The 16,256-nt window shown below is 34.4% G+C and carries 16 protein-coding genes; all 16 read right to left on the bottom strand.

Going from position 1 to position 16,256, the window contains the following annotated elements:
* Positions 1 to 20: 20 nt before the first annotated feature.
* The 16 genes from T335_RS0105575 to acpS all read right to left on the bottom strand — a co-directional run bounded on the left by T335_RS0105575 (position 21) and on the right by acpS (position 15,971).
* Positions 21 to 500, bottom strand: a complete 480-nt coding sequence (locus T335_RS0105575; RefSeq protein WP_026476660.1) for a protease complex subunit PrcB family protein — start codon at positions 498 to 500, stop codon at positions 21 to 23.
* Between the two features lie 186 nt (positions 501 to 686).
* The gene (locus T335_RS0105570) at positions 687 to 1,196 is read right to left on the bottom strand and encodes a 3-isopropylmalate dehydratase small subunit (protein WP_026476659.1); all 510 of its coding nucleotides are present in this window, start codon (positions 1,194 to 1,196) and stop codon (positions 687 to 689) included.
* Entirely contained in the window at positions 1,189 to 2,460 is a 1,272-nt protein-coding gene (locus tag T335_RS0105565; RefSeq protein ID WP_026476658.1) for a 3-isopropylmalate dehydratase large subunit, read from the bottom strand. Before T335_RS0105565 ends, T335_RS0105570 begins: the two co-directional genes overlap by 8 nt.
* Before the next feature lie 645 nt (positions 2,461 to 3,105).
* Positions 3,106 to 5,079, bottom strand: a complete 1,974-nt coding sequence (locus tag T335_RS0105560; RefSeq protein ID WP_026476657.1) for a sigma-54-dependent Fis family transcriptional regulator — start codon at positions 5,077 to 5,079, stop codon at positions 3,106 to 3,108.
* Positions 5,080 to 5,246: 167 nt separating this feature from the next.
* Positions 5,247 to 6,182 (bottom strand): transketolase family protein, encoded by a 936-nt coding sequence (locus T335_RS0105555; RefSeq protein WP_026476656.1) that lies wholly within the window; start codon positions 6,180 to 6,182, stop codon positions 5,247 to 5,249.
* Positions 6,182 to 7,003: a transketolase gene (locus T335_RS0105550; protein WP_026476655.1), complete on the bottom strand. Its 822-nt coding sequence runs from the start codon at positions 7,001 to 7,003 to the stop codon at positions 6,182 to 6,184. Before T335_RS0105550 ends, T335_RS0105555 begins: the two co-directional genes overlap by 1 nt.
* Before the next feature lie 27 nt (positions 7,004 to 7,030).
* The gene (locus T335_RS0105545; RefSeq protein ID WP_026476654.1) at positions 7,031 to 7,894 is read right to left on the bottom strand and encodes a YitT family protein; all 864 of its coding nucleotides are present in this window, start codon (positions 7,892 to 7,894) and stop codon (positions 7,031 to 7,033) included.
* A 29-nt stretch (positions 7,895 to 7,923) separates the two neighbouring features.
* A complete protein-coding gene (locus tag T335_RS0105540) occupies positions 7,924 to 8,646 on the bottom strand; it encodes a WecB/TagA/CpsF family glycosyltransferase (RefSeq protein WP_026476653.1) in 723 nt (240 codons plus the stop codon).
* Positions 8,647 to 8,658: 12 nt separating this feature from the next.
* Positions 8,659 to 9,738 (bottom strand): polysaccharide pyruvyl transferase CsaB, encoded by a 1,080-nt coding sequence (csaB, locus tag T335_RS0105535; RefSeq protein WP_026476652.1) that lies wholly within the window; start codon positions 9,736 to 9,738, stop codon positions 8,659 to 8,661.
* Positions 9,739 to 9,835: 97 nt separating this feature from the next.
* Positions 9,836 to 11,989 (bottom strand): DUF5693 family protein, encoded by a 2,154-nt coding sequence (locus tag T335_RS0105530; RefSeq protein WP_026476651.1) that lies wholly within the window; start codon positions 11,987 to 11,989, stop codon positions 9,836 to 9,838.
* Between the two features lie 105 nt (positions 11,990 to 12,094).
* A complete protein-coding gene (locus T335_RS0105525; RefSeq protein ID WP_026476650.1) occupies positions 12,095 to 12,562 on the bottom strand; it encodes a hypothetical protein in 468 nt (155 codons plus the stop codon).
* A gap of 176 nt (positions 12,563 to 12,738) precedes the next feature.
* On the bottom strand, positions 12,739 to 13,119 hold the full coding sequence (locus T335_RS0105520; RefSeq protein ID WP_456297549.1) for a type II toxin-antitoxin system PemK/MazF family toxin: 381 nt from the start codon (positions 13,117 to 13,119) through the stop codon (positions 12,739 to 12,741).
* Positions 13,091 to 13,366 (bottom strand): CopG family ribbon-helix-helix protein, encoded by a 276-nt coding sequence (locus T335_RS0105515; protein ID WP_026476648.1) that lies wholly within the window; start codon positions 13,364 to 13,366, stop codon positions 13,091 to 13,093. Before T335_RS0105515 ends, T335_RS0105520 begins: the two co-directional genes overlap by 29 nt.
* Positions 13,367 to 13,677: 311 nt before the next feature.
* Positions 13,678 to 14,850: an alanine racemase gene (gene alr / locus T335_RS0105510; protein WP_026476647.1), complete on the bottom strand. Its 1,173-nt coding sequence runs from the start codon at positions 14,848 to 14,850 to the stop codon at positions 13,678 to 13,680.
* Positions 14,851 to 14,895: 45 nt separating this feature from the next.
* The gene (locus T335_RS21540) at positions 14,896 to 15,516 is read right to left on the bottom strand and encodes a LolA family protein (RefSeq protein WP_026476646.1); all 621 of its coding nucleotides are present in this window, start codon (positions 15,514 to 15,516) and stop codon (positions 14,896 to 14,898) included.
* 23 nt (positions 15,517 to 15,539) lie between these two features.
* Complete coding sequence (gene acpS, locus T335_RS19975; RefSeq protein ID WP_084281012.1) at positions 15,540 to 15,971, bottom strand: holo-ACP synthase; 432 nt, start codon at positions 15,969 to 15,971, stop codon at positions 15,540 to 15,542.
* Between the last annotated feature and the right edge of the window lie 285 nt (positions 15,972 to 16,256).

The raw sequence follows: 16,256 nt of genomic DNA, 5'->3' as shown, positions 1-16,256 counted from the left end.
CACCATGTCACTTTTTACTATTATTCAGGAAATCTAGCTTGTAATTCAATTTTTTTAGGCAGTTCTTTTAAATCGGTTTTAGCAATAACATAGGGATGGGTTATTACTTGTGCAACTAATTCACCTTGTTTGGGATCAGTAAACAATGCATAAACCACTAATTTTTCTTCATCTTCTTCCTTAACGATTTGCATCTTTTCTATATCAACCTCGTATCCAGCGGTTAATTTTTCTCCTCTAGTTACTATTACATAGACTTGGTCATCAATTGTTGTTGCTAGAGCCCTTTCCAACATCTTATACCTTGATATAATTTCTTTTAAGCTATCAGGTACTGATTCATCTTCTACAATGACATAGTTTACAGTCTGCTCTCCACCAGAGAAAAATCTAGGTACGCATCTAGTAATGGCCGCAACTAAAACAATTAGTACAATAACAGTAATTAATAATTTCCAATTAAGTCTTGGAAACTTGGGTAATCTTACTTTTCTATTCATTGAGTTCCCCCCTTCCAATTATTTCTTCATGGCTTCTCATTTCTATGTTTATTCTTCAGGGGGAGGAAATATTCAATAGATTTACTAAAAAAGGCCCCCAAAGGACCTTTATAGTGGAAAAATACGTCTTATTCTATTAATGGATTATACAAGTATAAAAAAATGATTAAATATTAGTCACCAAAACTATATATTAGAAGTCTCTGTTTTTTTCTTAAATAGAGGTTTAATTCCTCCATTTTCTAAAATATTCATCACATATTCAGATATTTTTTCTCCTTGAATTTTTTCTCCTGTAGTACGGTTATATACAGTACCAGCTTCAAGATTTACCTCTAATTCATCTTCATCATTTACCTTCTCACTTATTCCTGGCACCACCATAAGAGGAAGGGCTAAATTTGTAGCATTTCTAAAAAATATTCTTGCAAAGGAATCTGCTAAAACAACACTAACACCTGCATTAATTAAAGTAATAGCAGCGTGCTCACGGCTTGATCCACATCCAAAGTTAGTGGCAGCTACAACAATATCACCTTTTGTCATCCTCTCAACAAAGGTTGGGTCTGCTCCTTCCAAACAGTGTTTTGCAATATCTTCTGGCTTAACAAGTTCTAAATATCTACCGGGATATATTTGATCGGTATCAATGTTTTTGCCAAAAACAAAAGCTTTTCCTGTTATTTCTTTATGCATTTACTTCTACCTCCTTCAGTAATTGCCTTGGATCTGTAATTTCCCCCACTAGGGCTGCTGCTGCAACACTGGCTGGTGAGGCAAGATATATTTTTGCACCAGTACTCCCCATACGACCAGGGAAATTACGATTAGTTGCACTAATACAAACTTCTCCATCTGCAAGGAGGCCAGCATGAGTACCTAAACAGGGCCCACAACCGGCTGCTGCAAAAGTAGCTCCCGATTCAATAAGCGATTGTACATAACCTAACTGCATTGCATTTTGAAAAACTTCATTGGATGCTGGAATGACAACTAGTCTTGTTTCTGAATTAACTTTTTTACCATGAAGTATTTTATAGGCAGCTTCGATATCTTCTAACCTACCACCTGTACATGAACCTATAAAAGCCTGATTAACCTTAACTATTTCTACCTCTTCTAGCGGAAACACATGGTCTACGCTATGGGGCACAGCCAATTGGGGGGATAGATGACTTACATCAAAGATATAGTTGTCTGAATATTGATAATCGTCGTCTGTTTCATGGATGATAAATTCTTCATTAGTTCGCTTGCTTAAATAATTTAATACCTTGGAATTAGGTTTCATATAGGCGGTTTTGGCTCCCATTTCCACAGCCATATTGCAGATTGTCATTCTGTCGGCTACGTCGAGGTCATCTACATAACTTCCTGAAAATTCGATGGCTTTATATACCGCTGCATCTGCCTTAAGCTGTCCTAGTATATGCAAGATCACATCCTTTGCATATACGCCTTGAGAAAGCTGACCATTTAATTCAATCTTCATCACTTCTGGCACTCTAAACCACAACTCACCAGAAATTAAGACTGTAGCCATATCGGTAGCCCCTAAGCCTGTACCAAAAGCACCAAAGGCTCCATGGGTAGTTGTATGGGAATCTGTGGCAACAAGAATCATCCCCGGCCAAACAACTCCTGCTTCTGGCATTACTTGATGGCATACTCCAGTATTAATATCAAAGTGATACTTTAAATTCTGCTCTTTCGCAAAGTCCCTCATTTCCTTATGAATTTGGGCAGTCTTTATTGTTGGTGCTGGTGAATAATGATCGAAGACAAAAGTCACTTTTTCTCGATCCCAAACTTTCTTTCCTCCCATTTCATAAAATGAATAGACGGTTTGTAGGTATAGATCATTAACCTCTGCAAAGTCAATCTTACAATTAACAATTTCACCCGCTACAACCTTCTCTTTCCCTGCAGCCTTAGCTAATATTTTCTCTATTGCATGCATTTGATTCCCTCCTCATGTTCATCTTTAAGCTATTCAATATTAATCTCAAAATTATCTATTAACTATTAATATTAGCAAGAAAGATGCCAAATTTTAAATATGTACCATCCTTCCCTCTCTAAAATCAAGGAAGGGCACAATATGATAACTATGAATTTGTATTTGAGTTATGGAAACAGGAAAGAATCAATACTTTGCAGAATATTTTATTTTTTGAGTAGAACATTAATTCTGAGAAAAAACAACACTTCAATTAAATGAGGAAATTGCATAATTATTATTAAATTTATATTAATGCAAAATGAAAACTTCGCTGTTTAGTGTTCAATGAGTAATATAAATGATGTTAGAAACATTCATACTAACAGTTCAATATTATAATTATAAACATTTGGTGTTAGTATAAAGGTTTATAACAAAGCGACTGCCTCGAAATCTAAGCTTTCGGCCATCTGCTTTTCACAATGCACGACTCAGCTTTCACCTTTGCATAAAACGAATATAAATTCGGATTTATGGTATTATGCAATTTCCTCAAATATAAATTAATGCAATGAAAAAAACTGATACATAAGGTTTCGATTGTTACATTTTGTATCAGTTTCATCAACACCTATACTACTTATGGGTTTGTTTCTGAATAAATTATTTTTTACGCTGATAATCATTTAAGATTCGCCACAAATGGGTTCTGCTGATCCCTAATCTTTTTGCTGCTAAAGATTGGTTCCCTTTGCATTCCGATAAGATATGATAAATATGTCTCTGTTTCACTTCTTCAAGGGAATCCCTTTCATCTTCATTGTTAAAATAGTTATTAGCATCGTTTTTAGAATAATTTATAGTGGCATTTTTAAAACTATTTATAGTCTGATTTATATTGTGGTTTTTACTATTTAAAGGGACAGGGACATATTCTTCTAAGATTTCTTCAACCTCTTGTTTTGTAATGATATTATCGTTTAAAACCACAAGTCTTTCAATTACATTTTCCAATTCCCTTACATTGCCCGGCCAATCGTGCCTATATAGTTCTGCTATTGCATCCTCTGCAATCTCTATCTTCTTAGCTAGTTTAGAAGAAAAGCTATTTATAAAATATTGACTTAATAATTTAATATCTTCTTTTCGTTCTATTAAAGATGGTATTCTTAATTTCAATATGTTTAATCTATAATACAAGTCTCTTCTAAACTTACCTGCTTCTATTTCCATTAAAAGATCTTTATTAGTAGCCGCAATAATACGAATATCTATTGGAATCACTTTATTTGAGCCAACTGGTCTGATTTCTCTTTCTTGAATTACCCTTAAAAGTCTACTTTGTAATTCAATGCTCATTTCCCCTATCTCATCTAAAAATATGGTTCCCCCATGGGCTTCTGTGAAAAGTCCTGTTCTACCAGCTTTTTTAGCTCCTGTAAAAGCACCTTCTTCATAACCAAAAAGTTCACTCTCTAACAAGCTTTCTGGAATGGCTCCACAATTTACTGCTACAAAGGGCATATTTTTCCGCTGGCTTTCTAGATGGATGCTCTGGGCAAACATCTCTTTTCCTGTTCCACTGCCACCTACAATTAAGACTGTACTATCATGTTTAGCATACTTTCTTGCATTTTCTATGGTTTTCATTAATACTTTACTTTCACCTATAATCTTTGAAAAACTGTATTTAGCCACATGACCTTTATGCAATAGATTTGACCTAATTTGCTCTTCATATTCTTTAATTTTCGTTATATCTTGAAAGGTAGCGACTGCTCCCACCGTCTGGCTCTTTAAAAGTATGGGGACTTGATTGGTTAAAACTTGAGTTCTTCCTATCTGTATCACTTCTCCAAGTTTAGGACTATTTGCTTTTACTACAGTAGCAAGTTTTAAATTAGAAGAAAGCTGATCAATTGACTTCCCCATCGCTTCTCTACTTTTAATTCCAAACATTTTCTCAGCCGCTGAGTTAAATGTAGTAATTTTTTCATCTTGATCTATCGAGATAACCCCTTCACTAATACATTGCAAAATTGCTTTAAATTGTTGGGTTTTTTCCCTTTCTTTACGGGCAATTCTAATGATTTCTCTTGCTTCTTGTATACTTTGGTCTATGGCTTGTGGGCTTGTTTCTAGACTAACTGTAGGAATATTATATTTTAATGCAATTTTTTCAGCAACTGTCCCCCCCAGTAGAGCATCAATCTTCTCACCAGTACTTAGTAAATGCCTTATATACCCTTCGCCATCTTCTTCATTTTTAATATGATATACCTTTAGGTTAGCGTCTAATATAGAACCAATCATTTGTATGCCCTCAATCATATCATCAAAACCAATAATACAAATGTTATTCCCATATTTTTTCGACTCATGGATAGCTTGAATCAAATCATAGGGAGAGACCTTTATCTCAATAACCGGTATTGATGGCACTGATTTTTTTATAACTCTGGCGGTGCCACCTCTTGATATGATTGCTTCTACCCCTTCTTTTTCTCTACGTCCCACAACTTCAATCGCATGATCTAAAAGTGCTAATTCTACCGCTACGTCATCGTAGTCTTTAGCCACTTTCTCGGCATCATTTTTAATTTTAGTGTGGGGGGCAATAATTAATATCGGTTTCATACTACATTCTCCTTCTCATGATCTGTAGCAATTACAAATTTAAACTATTTAAACTTACCTTGAAAAAAAGGAGCCTAAGCTCCTTTTAAGTAAAATTGATTTATTTATATAAAGTATCAAGTAAATTTAAAGCTAAAAAATTTAATTAAGAAGCAAAATATATAACTTTATTTTTTCATTGACTTTGCTACATCAACGATAGCATCAGCTGTTAATCCGTACTTCTCTAATAATTCATCTGGTTTTCCAGATTCACCAAAGGTATCTTGTGTACCGATTCTTTTCATTGGTGCTGGATAATGTTCTACTAAAACCTCTGCAACAGCTGATCCTAATCCACCGATAACGTTATGTTCTTCTACAGTAACAATTGCTCCAGTTTCCTTTGCAGCCTTTATAATCATATCTGTATCAATTGGCTTGATTGTATGGATGTTTACAACTCTAGCATTAATACCTTCTACTGCTAGTTTTTCAGCTGCCTCCATAGCCTTACTTACCATGATTCCAGTTGCTATAATTGTTACATCATTACCTTCCTTTAACTGAACCCCTTTACCAATTTCAAATTTATATGTATTTTCATCATTTAAAACTGGTACGCCTGACCTACCCATTCTCACGTATACAGGTCCATTGTATTCAGTAATAGCTCTAATTGCAGCTTTTGTCTCTACACCGTCGGCAGGAACGATCACTGTCATATTAGGAATAACCCTCATGCACGCAATATCCTCTAAGGCTTGATGGGAAGCTCCATCTTCTCCAACAGTAATTCCTGCATGGGTTGCACAAATTTTTACATTTAATTTAGGATAGCCTATTGAATTTCTTATTATTTCAAAGGCCCTTCCTGTAGCAAACATTGCAAAGGTACTGGCAAAGGGAATTTTCCCAGTTGTTGACAAACCAGCTGCCATACCCATTAAGTTTTGTTCTGCTATTCCTATATTAAAGAATCTTTCTGGAAAAGCTTTGCTAAAATCATGGGTTTTAGTAGATTTTGATAAGTCTGCATCTAGTACAACGATTTTATCGTTTTCTTTTCCTAATTCAACAAGAACCTCTCCATATGCATCTCTAGTAGCGATCTTTTTACTCATTACTTTTCCCCTCCTAATTCCATTAATGCCTTGTCAGCGTCCTCTTTCTTAGGAGCATTTCCATGCCAACCTACTTGATTTTCCATAAAGGAAACACCTTTTCCTTTAATTGTCTTAGCCACAATTACAGTTGGCTTTCCTTTTGTAGCTTTGGCTTCTTCAATAGCATTGATTATTTCTTCAAAGTTATGTCCATCAATCTCGATTACATGCCATCCAAAGGCCATAAATTTATCTGCTATCGGATCTATTCCCATTACTTCTTTATTTGGTCCATCAATTTGTAAACCATTGTAGTCAATAAAAGCTGTTAAGTTATCTAATTTGTAGTGGGCAGCTGCCATCGTTGTTTCCCAAACAAGGCCTTCTTGTAACTCTCCGTCTCCTAATAATGCGTATACTCTAGAAGACTTTCCATCTAACCTAGCCCCCATTGCCATACCTGCAGCTGAAGAGAAACCTTGCCCTAAAGAACCTGTGGACATTTCTACCCCAGGAGTCCCTTTCATATCAGGATGCCCCTGAAGCATAGCATCTATTTTTCTAAGTTTAAGTAGTTCTTCCTTAGGGAAAAAGCCTTTTTCTGCTAATGTTGAATATAGAACAGGAGCAGCATGGCCCTTAGACAGTACAAAACGGTCTCGGTCCTCCATCTTTGGGTTTTGAGGGTCCACCTTCATTTCGTGGAAATAAAGTACTGTTAAGATATCTGCCGCCGATAATGAACCTCCTGGATGTCCAGAACCTGCTTCGTGTAACATTTCAATAATGTTTCTTCTAACATTTGTTGCTGTTTCCTTAAGTAACTGATAGTCCTTCATGAAATATTTCTCCTCCAATACTTTTTTCTATTTTATTTCTTTAAAGCCTTCACCAAGAACTTCATGAATTGTCGTAATCATGATAAAAGCTCTGTTATCAACGCTATAAACAATTTCTTTTAACTTAGCTACCTGTGCTCGATTCACTACACAAAGTAGTACATCCCTCTGGTTACCTGTATACATACCTCTACCCTCTAAAACAGTTACCCCTCTACCAATTTCCATCATAATTTTTTTACCAATCTCTTCTGATGTATTAGAGATGATATAGAAGGCCTTTGCATAAGACAGTCCCTCTACAATAAAATCTGCAATTTTAACTAATATATACAGGGCAATAACAGAATAAAGGGCCGTTTCTACATTTCGACCAACAATTCCTGCTGCAGCAACAATAATTAAGTCTAAGATCATCATCATTTTAGCTGTACTGATTGACGGAAAGTACTTATTTAAAATTGCTCCTGCCAGATCTGTTCCACCAGTAGTTCCACCATATAGAAAAATCACGCCCAGACCAATACCCATAATCAGTCCACCATAAATACTTGCCAATAGAAGGTCTTGAGTAACAATAAACCCATGACCAAACAAAATAATAAATAATCTTATAAATGCTGAAAGCATTAAGGTGGCATAGGCTGTTTTAACGCCAAATACCCCTCCTAAAATAAGTATACCTGCAATAAAAAGAGGAATATTTATTGCTAGGTTAGTTAAGTCAATGGGAATTCCCATTGCTCTATATAGAACGATGGCAAACCCTGTTACCCCTCCTGGGGCAATTGTATTAGGCTCTAGGAAAAAGTTTAGTGCTAAGGCCATAAGTGCTGCTCCAACGGTTATTCCTACGTATTCGATGATTGTTTTGTATTTTAAATGTTTCACTTTTTCACCTCTCCATTACTTAACAGGGATTACCCCTTAATCATAAATCTAACTAAAAACTTTGGTAATACTAACATCCGTTTGTATCTACTTGGTTCCTTCATTAAACGATAAAACCATTCTAAACCTACTTTTTGATAAAATACAGGGGCCCTTTTCACTGTACCTGCGTGTACATCGACACTGCCTCCAACCCCCATTGCAACTTTACATTTTAGCTGATCTTTATATTGATCAATCCAAATTTCTTGTCTTGGTGCACCTAAACATACAAATAAAACGTCTGCACCTGAATGGTTGATATCTTCAACGATTTGGTGATGCTCTTCATTTTTAACATAGCCATGATGATAACCACCAATATTAATCCCTTTATACTTCGCTACAATGTTGGCAACTGCTGCATCTGCAACACCAGGCTTACCACCAAAGATGTAAATGGATTTGTTGTTGTTAGCACAATAAAGTAGCAGGTGGTGCATTAAGTCAATTCCTGTTACCCTTTCCTTAAGTCCCTTTCTTTTCATCTTAGAAGCAATAATTAGACCAATCCCATCGGCAACAACTAAATCTGCTTCTGTCAATATTCTAAACAATTCAGGGTTATCCTGTGCCAACATAACAATTTCAGGATTTGGAGTATAGATCTTTTTTAAAGAATCTCCTTCTACAAAAGAAGTCACTTTTCTAATGGCATCCTTCATGGTGATGGCATCTATCGGTACATTTAGTATCTCTACCTTTTCTCTCATTTTTTCACCTTCTTAGATTAATTCCATAAATATATCATGGGTCATCTTTGCTTTTTTCTTTAAGTTTAAGCTTGCTTTATCCAAAGTTGACTGTACTTCCTCATAGTTTTGTAAAATTTCATCAATGGCAGTAAAAAGTTTAATCTGATCTAAACGCTCAACTCTTCCTGCATTTCTTTGACTAACTAGCTTAAGAAAACTATTAATTTTTTCATCATATTCTAAACCCACCATAGGAACATTAACAATGGCTGCGAATATTAAAGAGTGGAGTCTCATACCAATCATTAAATCTAGACCATTTATTATAGATAATAAATCCTCTGGACTATATTGCTTATCCAGTATTTTAGGTTTAGTCTCCATCATATTTGCTATTTCTAAAGAAACCTCTAAATCATCTGGATGATGCATAGGAAGAAACACCACTTCAAAATTACTTTTTTGAAGATAGTCTCCTGCTTTAGCAATTATTTTTTTATACTCTTGATGATCTTTCCATTTTCTAACAGAAATACCCACTAGTTTTTTCTGGCTATTAAGCCCTTCCGAAGCAAGAATCTTCTCTGTTTTAGCAACAGTAGGAAGCTCCATACCAAAAGCTACGTCGGCAGTAACTTGAATATTTTTCTTAACCCCTAAAGACTGCATGAGCTCCTTCGACGGATGATCTCGAACTGTAATCACATCTACCTGATCTAAAATATATTTTGTGAGCTTTTTGTTTCTTCCCTTTATGATTGGTCCAAAACCATTTCCGTAGAACATGACTTTTTTCCCTAGTCGTTTTGCTAGGAATATAACGCCTAAATAATATATTAAGGATCTACTACTGGTGACATCTTGAAGGATAGAACCTCCTCCACTAATAACCACATCGCTTTTTTTAATTGTATTAAGCACTTCTTTAAAGTTATTTCGATTAATCGCCTTAACACCATAAAGCCTGCTGGTTTCTTCTGCATTATTGCTCATAACCACCACATTTACCTTTGGCGAATACACCTTCATTTGATTGACTATCGTTTGAAGTAATGCCTCGTCTCCTGTGTTTTGAAAGCCGTAGTATCCAAATAATAGAACATTTTTCATATTTCTAATTTCATCCTCTCTTTAGAAGATATTTTGATAACCTAGCTAATTTGCATAATACCATACTATGGGTTTTTCTTCTATTTATGCAATTTAGTTAATCATTAAATTTCTCTGCCCCAACCTTAATTAGCTTAACGCCTACTTCTAAAAGGGCTATAAAAATAATTGCCACAAGGATACCAAGTCCTAAAGAATAAACTGTTCTTATTGCTGATAAATAAATAGGGGTTCTAAAGTGACTAAAGGTATTAATTATTGAAGTTTGTCCCATTACTGCCGCTAAACCTGTAGCAAATATAAAAATTTTATATTTGTATTGATGGGCTAAATAAACTCCCATCATTAATGCAGGGAAAGCAATTAAAAACTCCTTAGTTCTAGGTCTTGCCATTAAAACATCACCTAAAAAGTTTCTTATTCTCATTTCAATAGCAGAAGCTTGAAGACCTGTAGCATGACCTGTTCTAGCAATATAGATATATCCGACTACTAATACTATTCCTGCTAAAAATACATAAATCACCTTTACATCTTCCATTAAGAGACGCTTTATGTCACCAAAACGTATCCCTACTTTGTAGTCTCCGTCTTTACGTCTATAGCCAAAGTAAGCTAAATATGCAATTGCAAAGACAACAAAAGGAACTAATTGACTAATTTTAACACCTCTGTATACATTCATAGCAATGAAATACTCAATATCAGCTAATATAGAGGCTACATAAACTGCTCCAATGCTAGAAATTAAAGAAGCAATTAACAAATCTTTTGCTGACCTTATCACTTTTCTAGTAAAGGGAATACCTTCATTCTTTTCTTGAAGATATTTATGGGTTTGTTTAATAAAATAGATCATACTTAAGGAAGCAAAAACAATTGCAGCAGTAATAGCTAGTAAATTAGCCGCAAGATCACGTCTGATCATTAGAATTCCAATTACAAACAATGCGCCTACTGCCATTAATAGGATATTATATTTTTGTTTTAGTTTGAATAACGTATTAATTAATAGTATGCCAGCTGCAACAATTCCCCATCCCATTATTATTTGGAAGGCTAATCTTACTTTAAAAGGTGCCATAGCACTACTGTCACCGATAGCCATACCATGTTGGGAAAGTCTTGCTTCAAAACGTTGGAACATGTTTTCATACTCAACTAAATCTGTAACATATTCAGTTCGATCAATTTTAAAGGGTCTAAAGTAAATTAATCTCATATTTCTTTCAGTTACTGCTCTATAAAGGGTATTTTCAATCTCTTCTGAACCTGAATAATGATAATAGGCAAATCTCATTTGAACAAATTCTGGCATTGAAAATACTCCTGTAGCGTTATAATCTAATGCCTTAATTAATGGGTCTATTCCTTTTTGTTTAATATATTCCCTTTGGACACTTCGCTCTATTAAACCAACTTTAATATCGTTTTCTACCATATAATTTTTTGTTACATGGGTATAGTCTGGATAACCAAATATGTCATCCCCATCGAAAATTAATACTGTTGGTTTAATACCATAGGTTTCATATTCGTTGAAGGTGGCAAAAACTAATCTTTCACTTAGCCAATCTAGATATTGATAGGGTCTAGGCATCACCTTTAATCCACTATTTTGAATTAATTCAACCTTTTCTGGATCAAGTCCTAAACCTAAATTTAGAAGCTTTGAGGAAATTAACCTTGGTTTTGTTTGAAAAACCCTTCCCATTTCATCTACTGCACGATCTTGTATAAAGAGGGCTTCTTCCCTCGTTCCTTTAAGAATAATTGAGTAGTAGGCTTCATCTTCTATTAATGTAAATTTTTCTTCATCATAGCGGGCCAATAATTTTTCAGAAACAAAATCGAAGGTCTCTTTAGAGTCTGAAATTAATAATACATCAAACTCAATATCATCACCTGCTTCAAGATGATTGACTATACCTGCTGGATAGTTATCCTTCCAATTTAAATCGGATATTATATTGCCTACCATTTCAACCTGTAGTGGTTTTCCTTCTTCGATTAATGAGGCTATTGTTTCTTCCCTTATTGCCACATATTGAACACCCAATCGATTAAATTCTTCAAACCACCATGATAATGATTCTTCTGATGTTTCTGCCAGCTGAACAAATTCATAGTAGTCTAAAACAATATCAACAGTATCATTATGATATTCAGTAGAAATTCTTCCTACAAAAGTAAAGGCTGTTACTAAAAAACTAATTATTAAAATCCCTATTAAAAAGTTATTTTTTTTCATAAGTTGTCCCATCCCTCTAATCTTAATTATGTTTTTTATCCATAAAAAAGACTTCCATTAATACCCTGGGGAAGTCTTATCTATTTAAGTCTTCTTGTATGTCATTTACTCTATTCTATAAGAACCTCTCACCATAAAAATTGTAGCAGTTTCGGCTTTTGCTCCCCTTCCATCGGCCCGTGGAATAATGAGCAGGTGGTTTTGGGGAATCACTTCACCTGTAGTAATATCCCTTCCAGCGGTAACGTCAGAAAGACCCCCACCAGGAGAAGCAACGGCAGTCGCTCGTCCACTTCTTAAAATCATTTCTGTTCCTTGCCCTGCAACTAGGGTTTGTCCAGCCCCCACATTAACAACTTCTAATGTAGTGGCACCACCTGTAGAAGGTGCTGTTCTAATTTGGTCATCAACATATGCCTTAATTTGATTAATCTTTTGCTCTACAAAGGACACCGTTACTAAAGGATCATCAGTAGATCCAGGCTCTTTGCCTGCAGCATAGACAAGTTGTCCAACAATTAAAGTCCCACACAAAATTAATAGTGAAAATAGCACTTTTTTATTCTTTTTCATTATAAAGTTGCCTCCCTAACTGCTATCTAAAGATTTGATGTTTACATTATACTATAATTTACTCTAAATTTGAAGTAATATAGTTTTATTTAATTATTTATGAAAATCCATAGATATCTAGATACACAAAAAGACCTAAGTTTCCCTTAAGTCTTCTATCCTTCATTATTAACTGATTAAAAATCAATTAAACCTAAACTGATCATTAGTCCATCATTGACTTTTTCCATCATCTCTTCATCTATATGACCTATCTTCTCTTCTAGGCGCCTTTTATCAATGGTTCGAATTTGTTCCAGTAATATTACTGAATCCTTTGGTAGTCCATAATCAGTTGCGGCAATTTCAATATGAGTCGGTAGCTTTGCCTTGTTAATTTGTGATGTTATTGCAGCAATAATAACAGTTGGACTGTATCGATTACCAATATCATTCTGAATAATCAATACCGGTCTAACTCCCCCCTGTTCTGATCCAATTACAGGACTTAAATCTGCATAATATATATCTCCTCTTTTAACATTCACACTATTCACACTCCGCCATTTTGACCTCATAATTTTCTAACGAAGATACATCTAAGCTTAACCCAAGTTCTGCCAGCGAAAGATTAATCGTTGCCATCTCTTGATAACCCTTTTTCATTCGCTCTCTAATTTCTACTTTTGTTTTTTCTCTAATATACAAATGCATTGCCTTTCTAATGAATTCACTCCTATTGGTCTTTTCATTACAGACAATTGAGTCAATCTCTTTTAAGAGACTGTCGGGAAGGCTTATCATAATTCTTTTAGAATCAGCCATTGCGCACCTCCTAGAATTATTCAATAAATCAAAAAAAATTAGATAATGGCTAGTAGCTGATTATACTTTCCATTAGTATTGTTATATATCAAGAATATATACCCATATATATATATTCATTTTAAGTGTGTCAATATAACCCCAAAATTATACTATTTTCTAATGAAATTGCATCATTAATTTTAGATTTATATTAATGCAAAATATCAGTTTAGAGTTATGGTACTATGGGGTTTTATTATCCTCTATTTAAAGATTAAATTTTGATAGCATTTAAACAAAAACATAGCTACACACTTTACTATACTTTATTATTCTACCAAACTATCTTTCACGTGTAAAAGGTTATTATTTTCCATATAAATTCTTGGCATACGCTTACCTATCATGCATATGATTTCATAATTTATCGTTCCAAGTTTTTTAGCAAAATCATCTACTGTATTTCCTTGGGCTATATCATTACTGATAATTATCACTTCATCTCCCCTCATGACATCTAGCCCTGTGGCATCGGCCATGCATTGATCCATACAAATTCTGCCTACAATCGGAATTTTTTTATCCTTTAAAAGCACCTCTGCTTTATTAGTGAGTAGCCTAGTAAAACCATCGGCGTATCCAATAGGTAAAGTAACGATTTGTCGTTCTTCTTCTGCTTTATAAATTTGCCCATAACTTACACCACAACCTTTTTGTAGCTTCTTAACTTGAGCAACTTTGGCCTTTACTGTTAATACTTGTTTTAATTTAACCTGCTCATGGCAAACTTCATCAGATGGATACAATCCATAAAGCATAATCCCTGCCCGAACCATATCTAAGTTCATTTCTGGTAAATCGATAATTGTTGCACTATTAGATACATGTCTAATAGGAAAGCTACACCCGCTATTTTCTAATGTCTCTAACAACCCCATAAATTTCGAAAACTGTTCTCTTGCATAGGTTTTATCTCCTTCATCAGCAGTTGCAAGATGGGTATAAATTCCTTCTATCATTATGTTTGATAAGTGATATATACTTTGTATATCACTTATGGTTCCCTCAGTTACTTGAAAGCCTAGCCTAGCCATGCCCGTATCAACTTTTAAATGTACCTTCATGGTCTTTTCAACCCTTTTAGCAGCCGCTGAAAATTCCTTTGCCTGTTGCAAGCTGTAAATAGTCTGGGTTATATCATATTGTAGAATCTCCTGCCAATATTCATCAGGAGTATATCCTAAAACTAATATCGGTAGATTAATTCCACCCTTCCTTAGTTGAATAGCTTCTGTTAAGGTTGCTACAGCAAAATAATCTGATCCATTTTCTATCAAGGTTTTTGCTATTTCCAATGCCCCATGACCATATCCATCTGCTTTAATAACGCAACATACCTTTGTTCCTTTATTAATTAACCTCTTTACTTCTAAAAGATTATGTTTTAAATAATCTAAGTTAATCTCTGCCCAAACTGGTCGTAGCAGCTTTTCCCTTTGCATATAAGTAAATCCCCCTCTTTGATTTAAAAAATCCATATACTTATATTAGTTAAGATTGAAGAGGTCCTCCTCTAACTTCGGATTATATATAAAGTCCTCATAAAGTACTTTAAATCTTGTCTTCCCTTTTTCATCAATGATGTGAAGCTGTGTTGGTACTAATTCTTTTGTATCGACCCATAATCTTTGTTGATAAAAGTAATAGTTAGCCCCAGGCAGTGGCGTGGTGATGACAATAAAGTCCTTACCCTCCACAATCTTTCTTTCTATTGTAGATTCCCCTGAGTTATATAGGTTTCTCATAAAATAACCTATGAACATCAATTGCTCTTGGGACTGTTCAAACTGCTCCATCCTCCATACTTGATTAATAGAAGGATGTTTTATCCAAGCAGTTCTGCCATTGGAGATTGTTAAGTTTCCCTTTAGGTTTTCAGGAAACAGCACCTCTAAATGGTACTTATTGGGGTAATGAAAGCTCTGTTGGAATACATATTCTTGCTCTATCTCTTCCCTTTGCACATATATTTTAGCAGTTGTTTGATAACTTTCCATTTCTCCTAATTTCTTCTGTGCTTTATAGTAAATCTCTTCATCGGTAGGTGGTTGACATCCACTTAATAAGGTTAGTAGCATCATTACTACGATAATCTTAAGGACCTTCAACTTTAACCCTCCCAATTCATATTTTATTTTTCTCCATCTGCTCCCCCAATAATACTTGTAGGCTTAGGCTCAGGTTTTTCTTGGTTTCCAATGGCTATAGCTTGGGCTACAGCATTAAATCTGCTATGGGATATAGAAATCATTATTTCTTCTATCCCTTTACTATATGCTATATTCCTGCTATTATTATGTAATTTTATATAGGGTTTACCCAAATGGTCTTGGGCTACCTCTATGTCCTTCCATTTCATATCTCTAAAACCAGTACCTAAAGCCTTTACAACAGCCTCCTTTGCTGCGAAAAAACCAGCTATTGTTGATGGCTTATTGTTTTTAGCTATAAAAATTTCAATTTCAGCTTCTGTAAAGAAGCGTTGAAGAAATTTACCTTTCTTTTCTATTGCTTCTTTAATTCTTTCAATTTCAATGATATCAATGCCAATTCCTTTAATCATACCTATACTCCCCTTCTATACTATCCTATCATTATTTCCTAATTTTTAGAATACTAAAAATTATATAAAAATAATTTAATACCCCCTTCATTATTATCCATTAAAATGCTAGAAAAACAAGTCCTATCTCTTATAGAATCAGGAATTTATACAATTTTTTTAAACAAGTTAATAATAATGATAATAATAATAAGTTAATATTAAATCTGTTAAAAATTGTAACTTATCTGTTTCAGTAGAAAAAATTTTGATTAAAGGATCATTTCTATAAAGAACAAAAGTCTT

Origin of the sequence: Alkaliphilus transvaalensis ATCC 700919 (assembly GCF_000621485.1) — a bacterium.
Lineage (GTDB): Bacteria > Bacillota > Clostridia > Peptostreptococcales > Natronincolaceae > Alkaliphilus > Alkaliphilus transvaalensis.
This window is presented reverse-complemented; position numbering and strand designations above follow the sequence as displayed.

Excerpts from the sequence above, each read along its gene's own strand:
- T335_RS0105530 (WP_026476651.1), bottom strand. The coding sequence starts at position 11,989 with ATGAAAAAAAATAACTTTTTAATAGGGATTTTAATAATTAGTTTTTTA.
- T335_RS0105565 (WP_026476658.1), bottom strand. The coding sequence starts at position 2,460 with ATGCATGCAATAGAGAAAATATTAGCTAAGGCTGCAGGGAAAGAGAAG.
- T335_RS0105515 (WP_026476648.1), bottom strand. The coding sequence starts at position 13,366 with ATGGCTGATTCTAAAAGAATTATGATAAGCCTTCCCGACAGTCTCTTA.
- T335_RS0105540 (WP_026476653.1), bottom strand. The coding sequence starts at position 8,646 with ATGAGAGAAAAGGTAGAGATACTAAATGTACCGATAGATGCCATCACC.
- T335_RS0105570 (WP_026476659.1), bottom strand. The coding sequence starts at position 1,196 with ATGCATAAAGAAATAACAGGAAAAGCTTTTGTTTTTGGCAAAAACATT.
- alr (WP_026476647.1), bottom strand. The coding sequence starts at position 14,850 with ATGCAAAGGGAAAAGCTGCTACGACCAGTTTGGGCAGAGATTAACTTA.
- T335_RS0105560 (WP_026476657.1), bottom strand. The coding sequence starts at position 5,079 with ATGAAACCGATATTAATTATTGCCCCCCACACTAAAATTAAAAATGAT.
- acpS (WP_084281012.1), bottom strand. The coding sequence starts at position 15,971 with ATGATTAAAGGAATTGGCATTGATATCATTGAAATTGAAAGAATTAAA.
- T335_RS0105550 (WP_026476655.1), bottom strand. The coding sequence starts at position 7,003 with ATGAAGGACTATCAGTTACTTAAGGAAACAGCAACAAATGTTAGAAGA.
- T335_RS0105525 (WP_026476650.1), bottom strand. The coding sequence starts at position 12,562 with ATGAAAAAGAATAAAAAAGTGCTATTTTCACTATTAATTTTGTGTGGG.
- csaB (WP_026476652.1), bottom strand. The coding sequence starts at position 9,738 with ATGAAAAATGTTCTATTATTTGGATACTACGGCTTTCAAAACACAGGA.
- T335_RS0105575 (WP_026476660.1), bottom strand. The coding sequence starts at position 500 with ATGAATAGAAAAGTAAGATTACCCAAGTTTCCAAGACTTAATTGGAAA.
- T335_RS0105520 (WP_456297549.1), bottom strand. The coding sequence starts at position 13,119 with ATGAGGTCAAAATGGCGGAGTGTGAATAGTGTGAATGTTAAAAGAGGA.
- T335_RS0105555 (WP_026476656.1), bottom strand. The coding sequence starts at position 6,182 with ATGAGTAAAAAGATCGCTACTAGAGATGCATATGGAGAGGTTCTTGTT.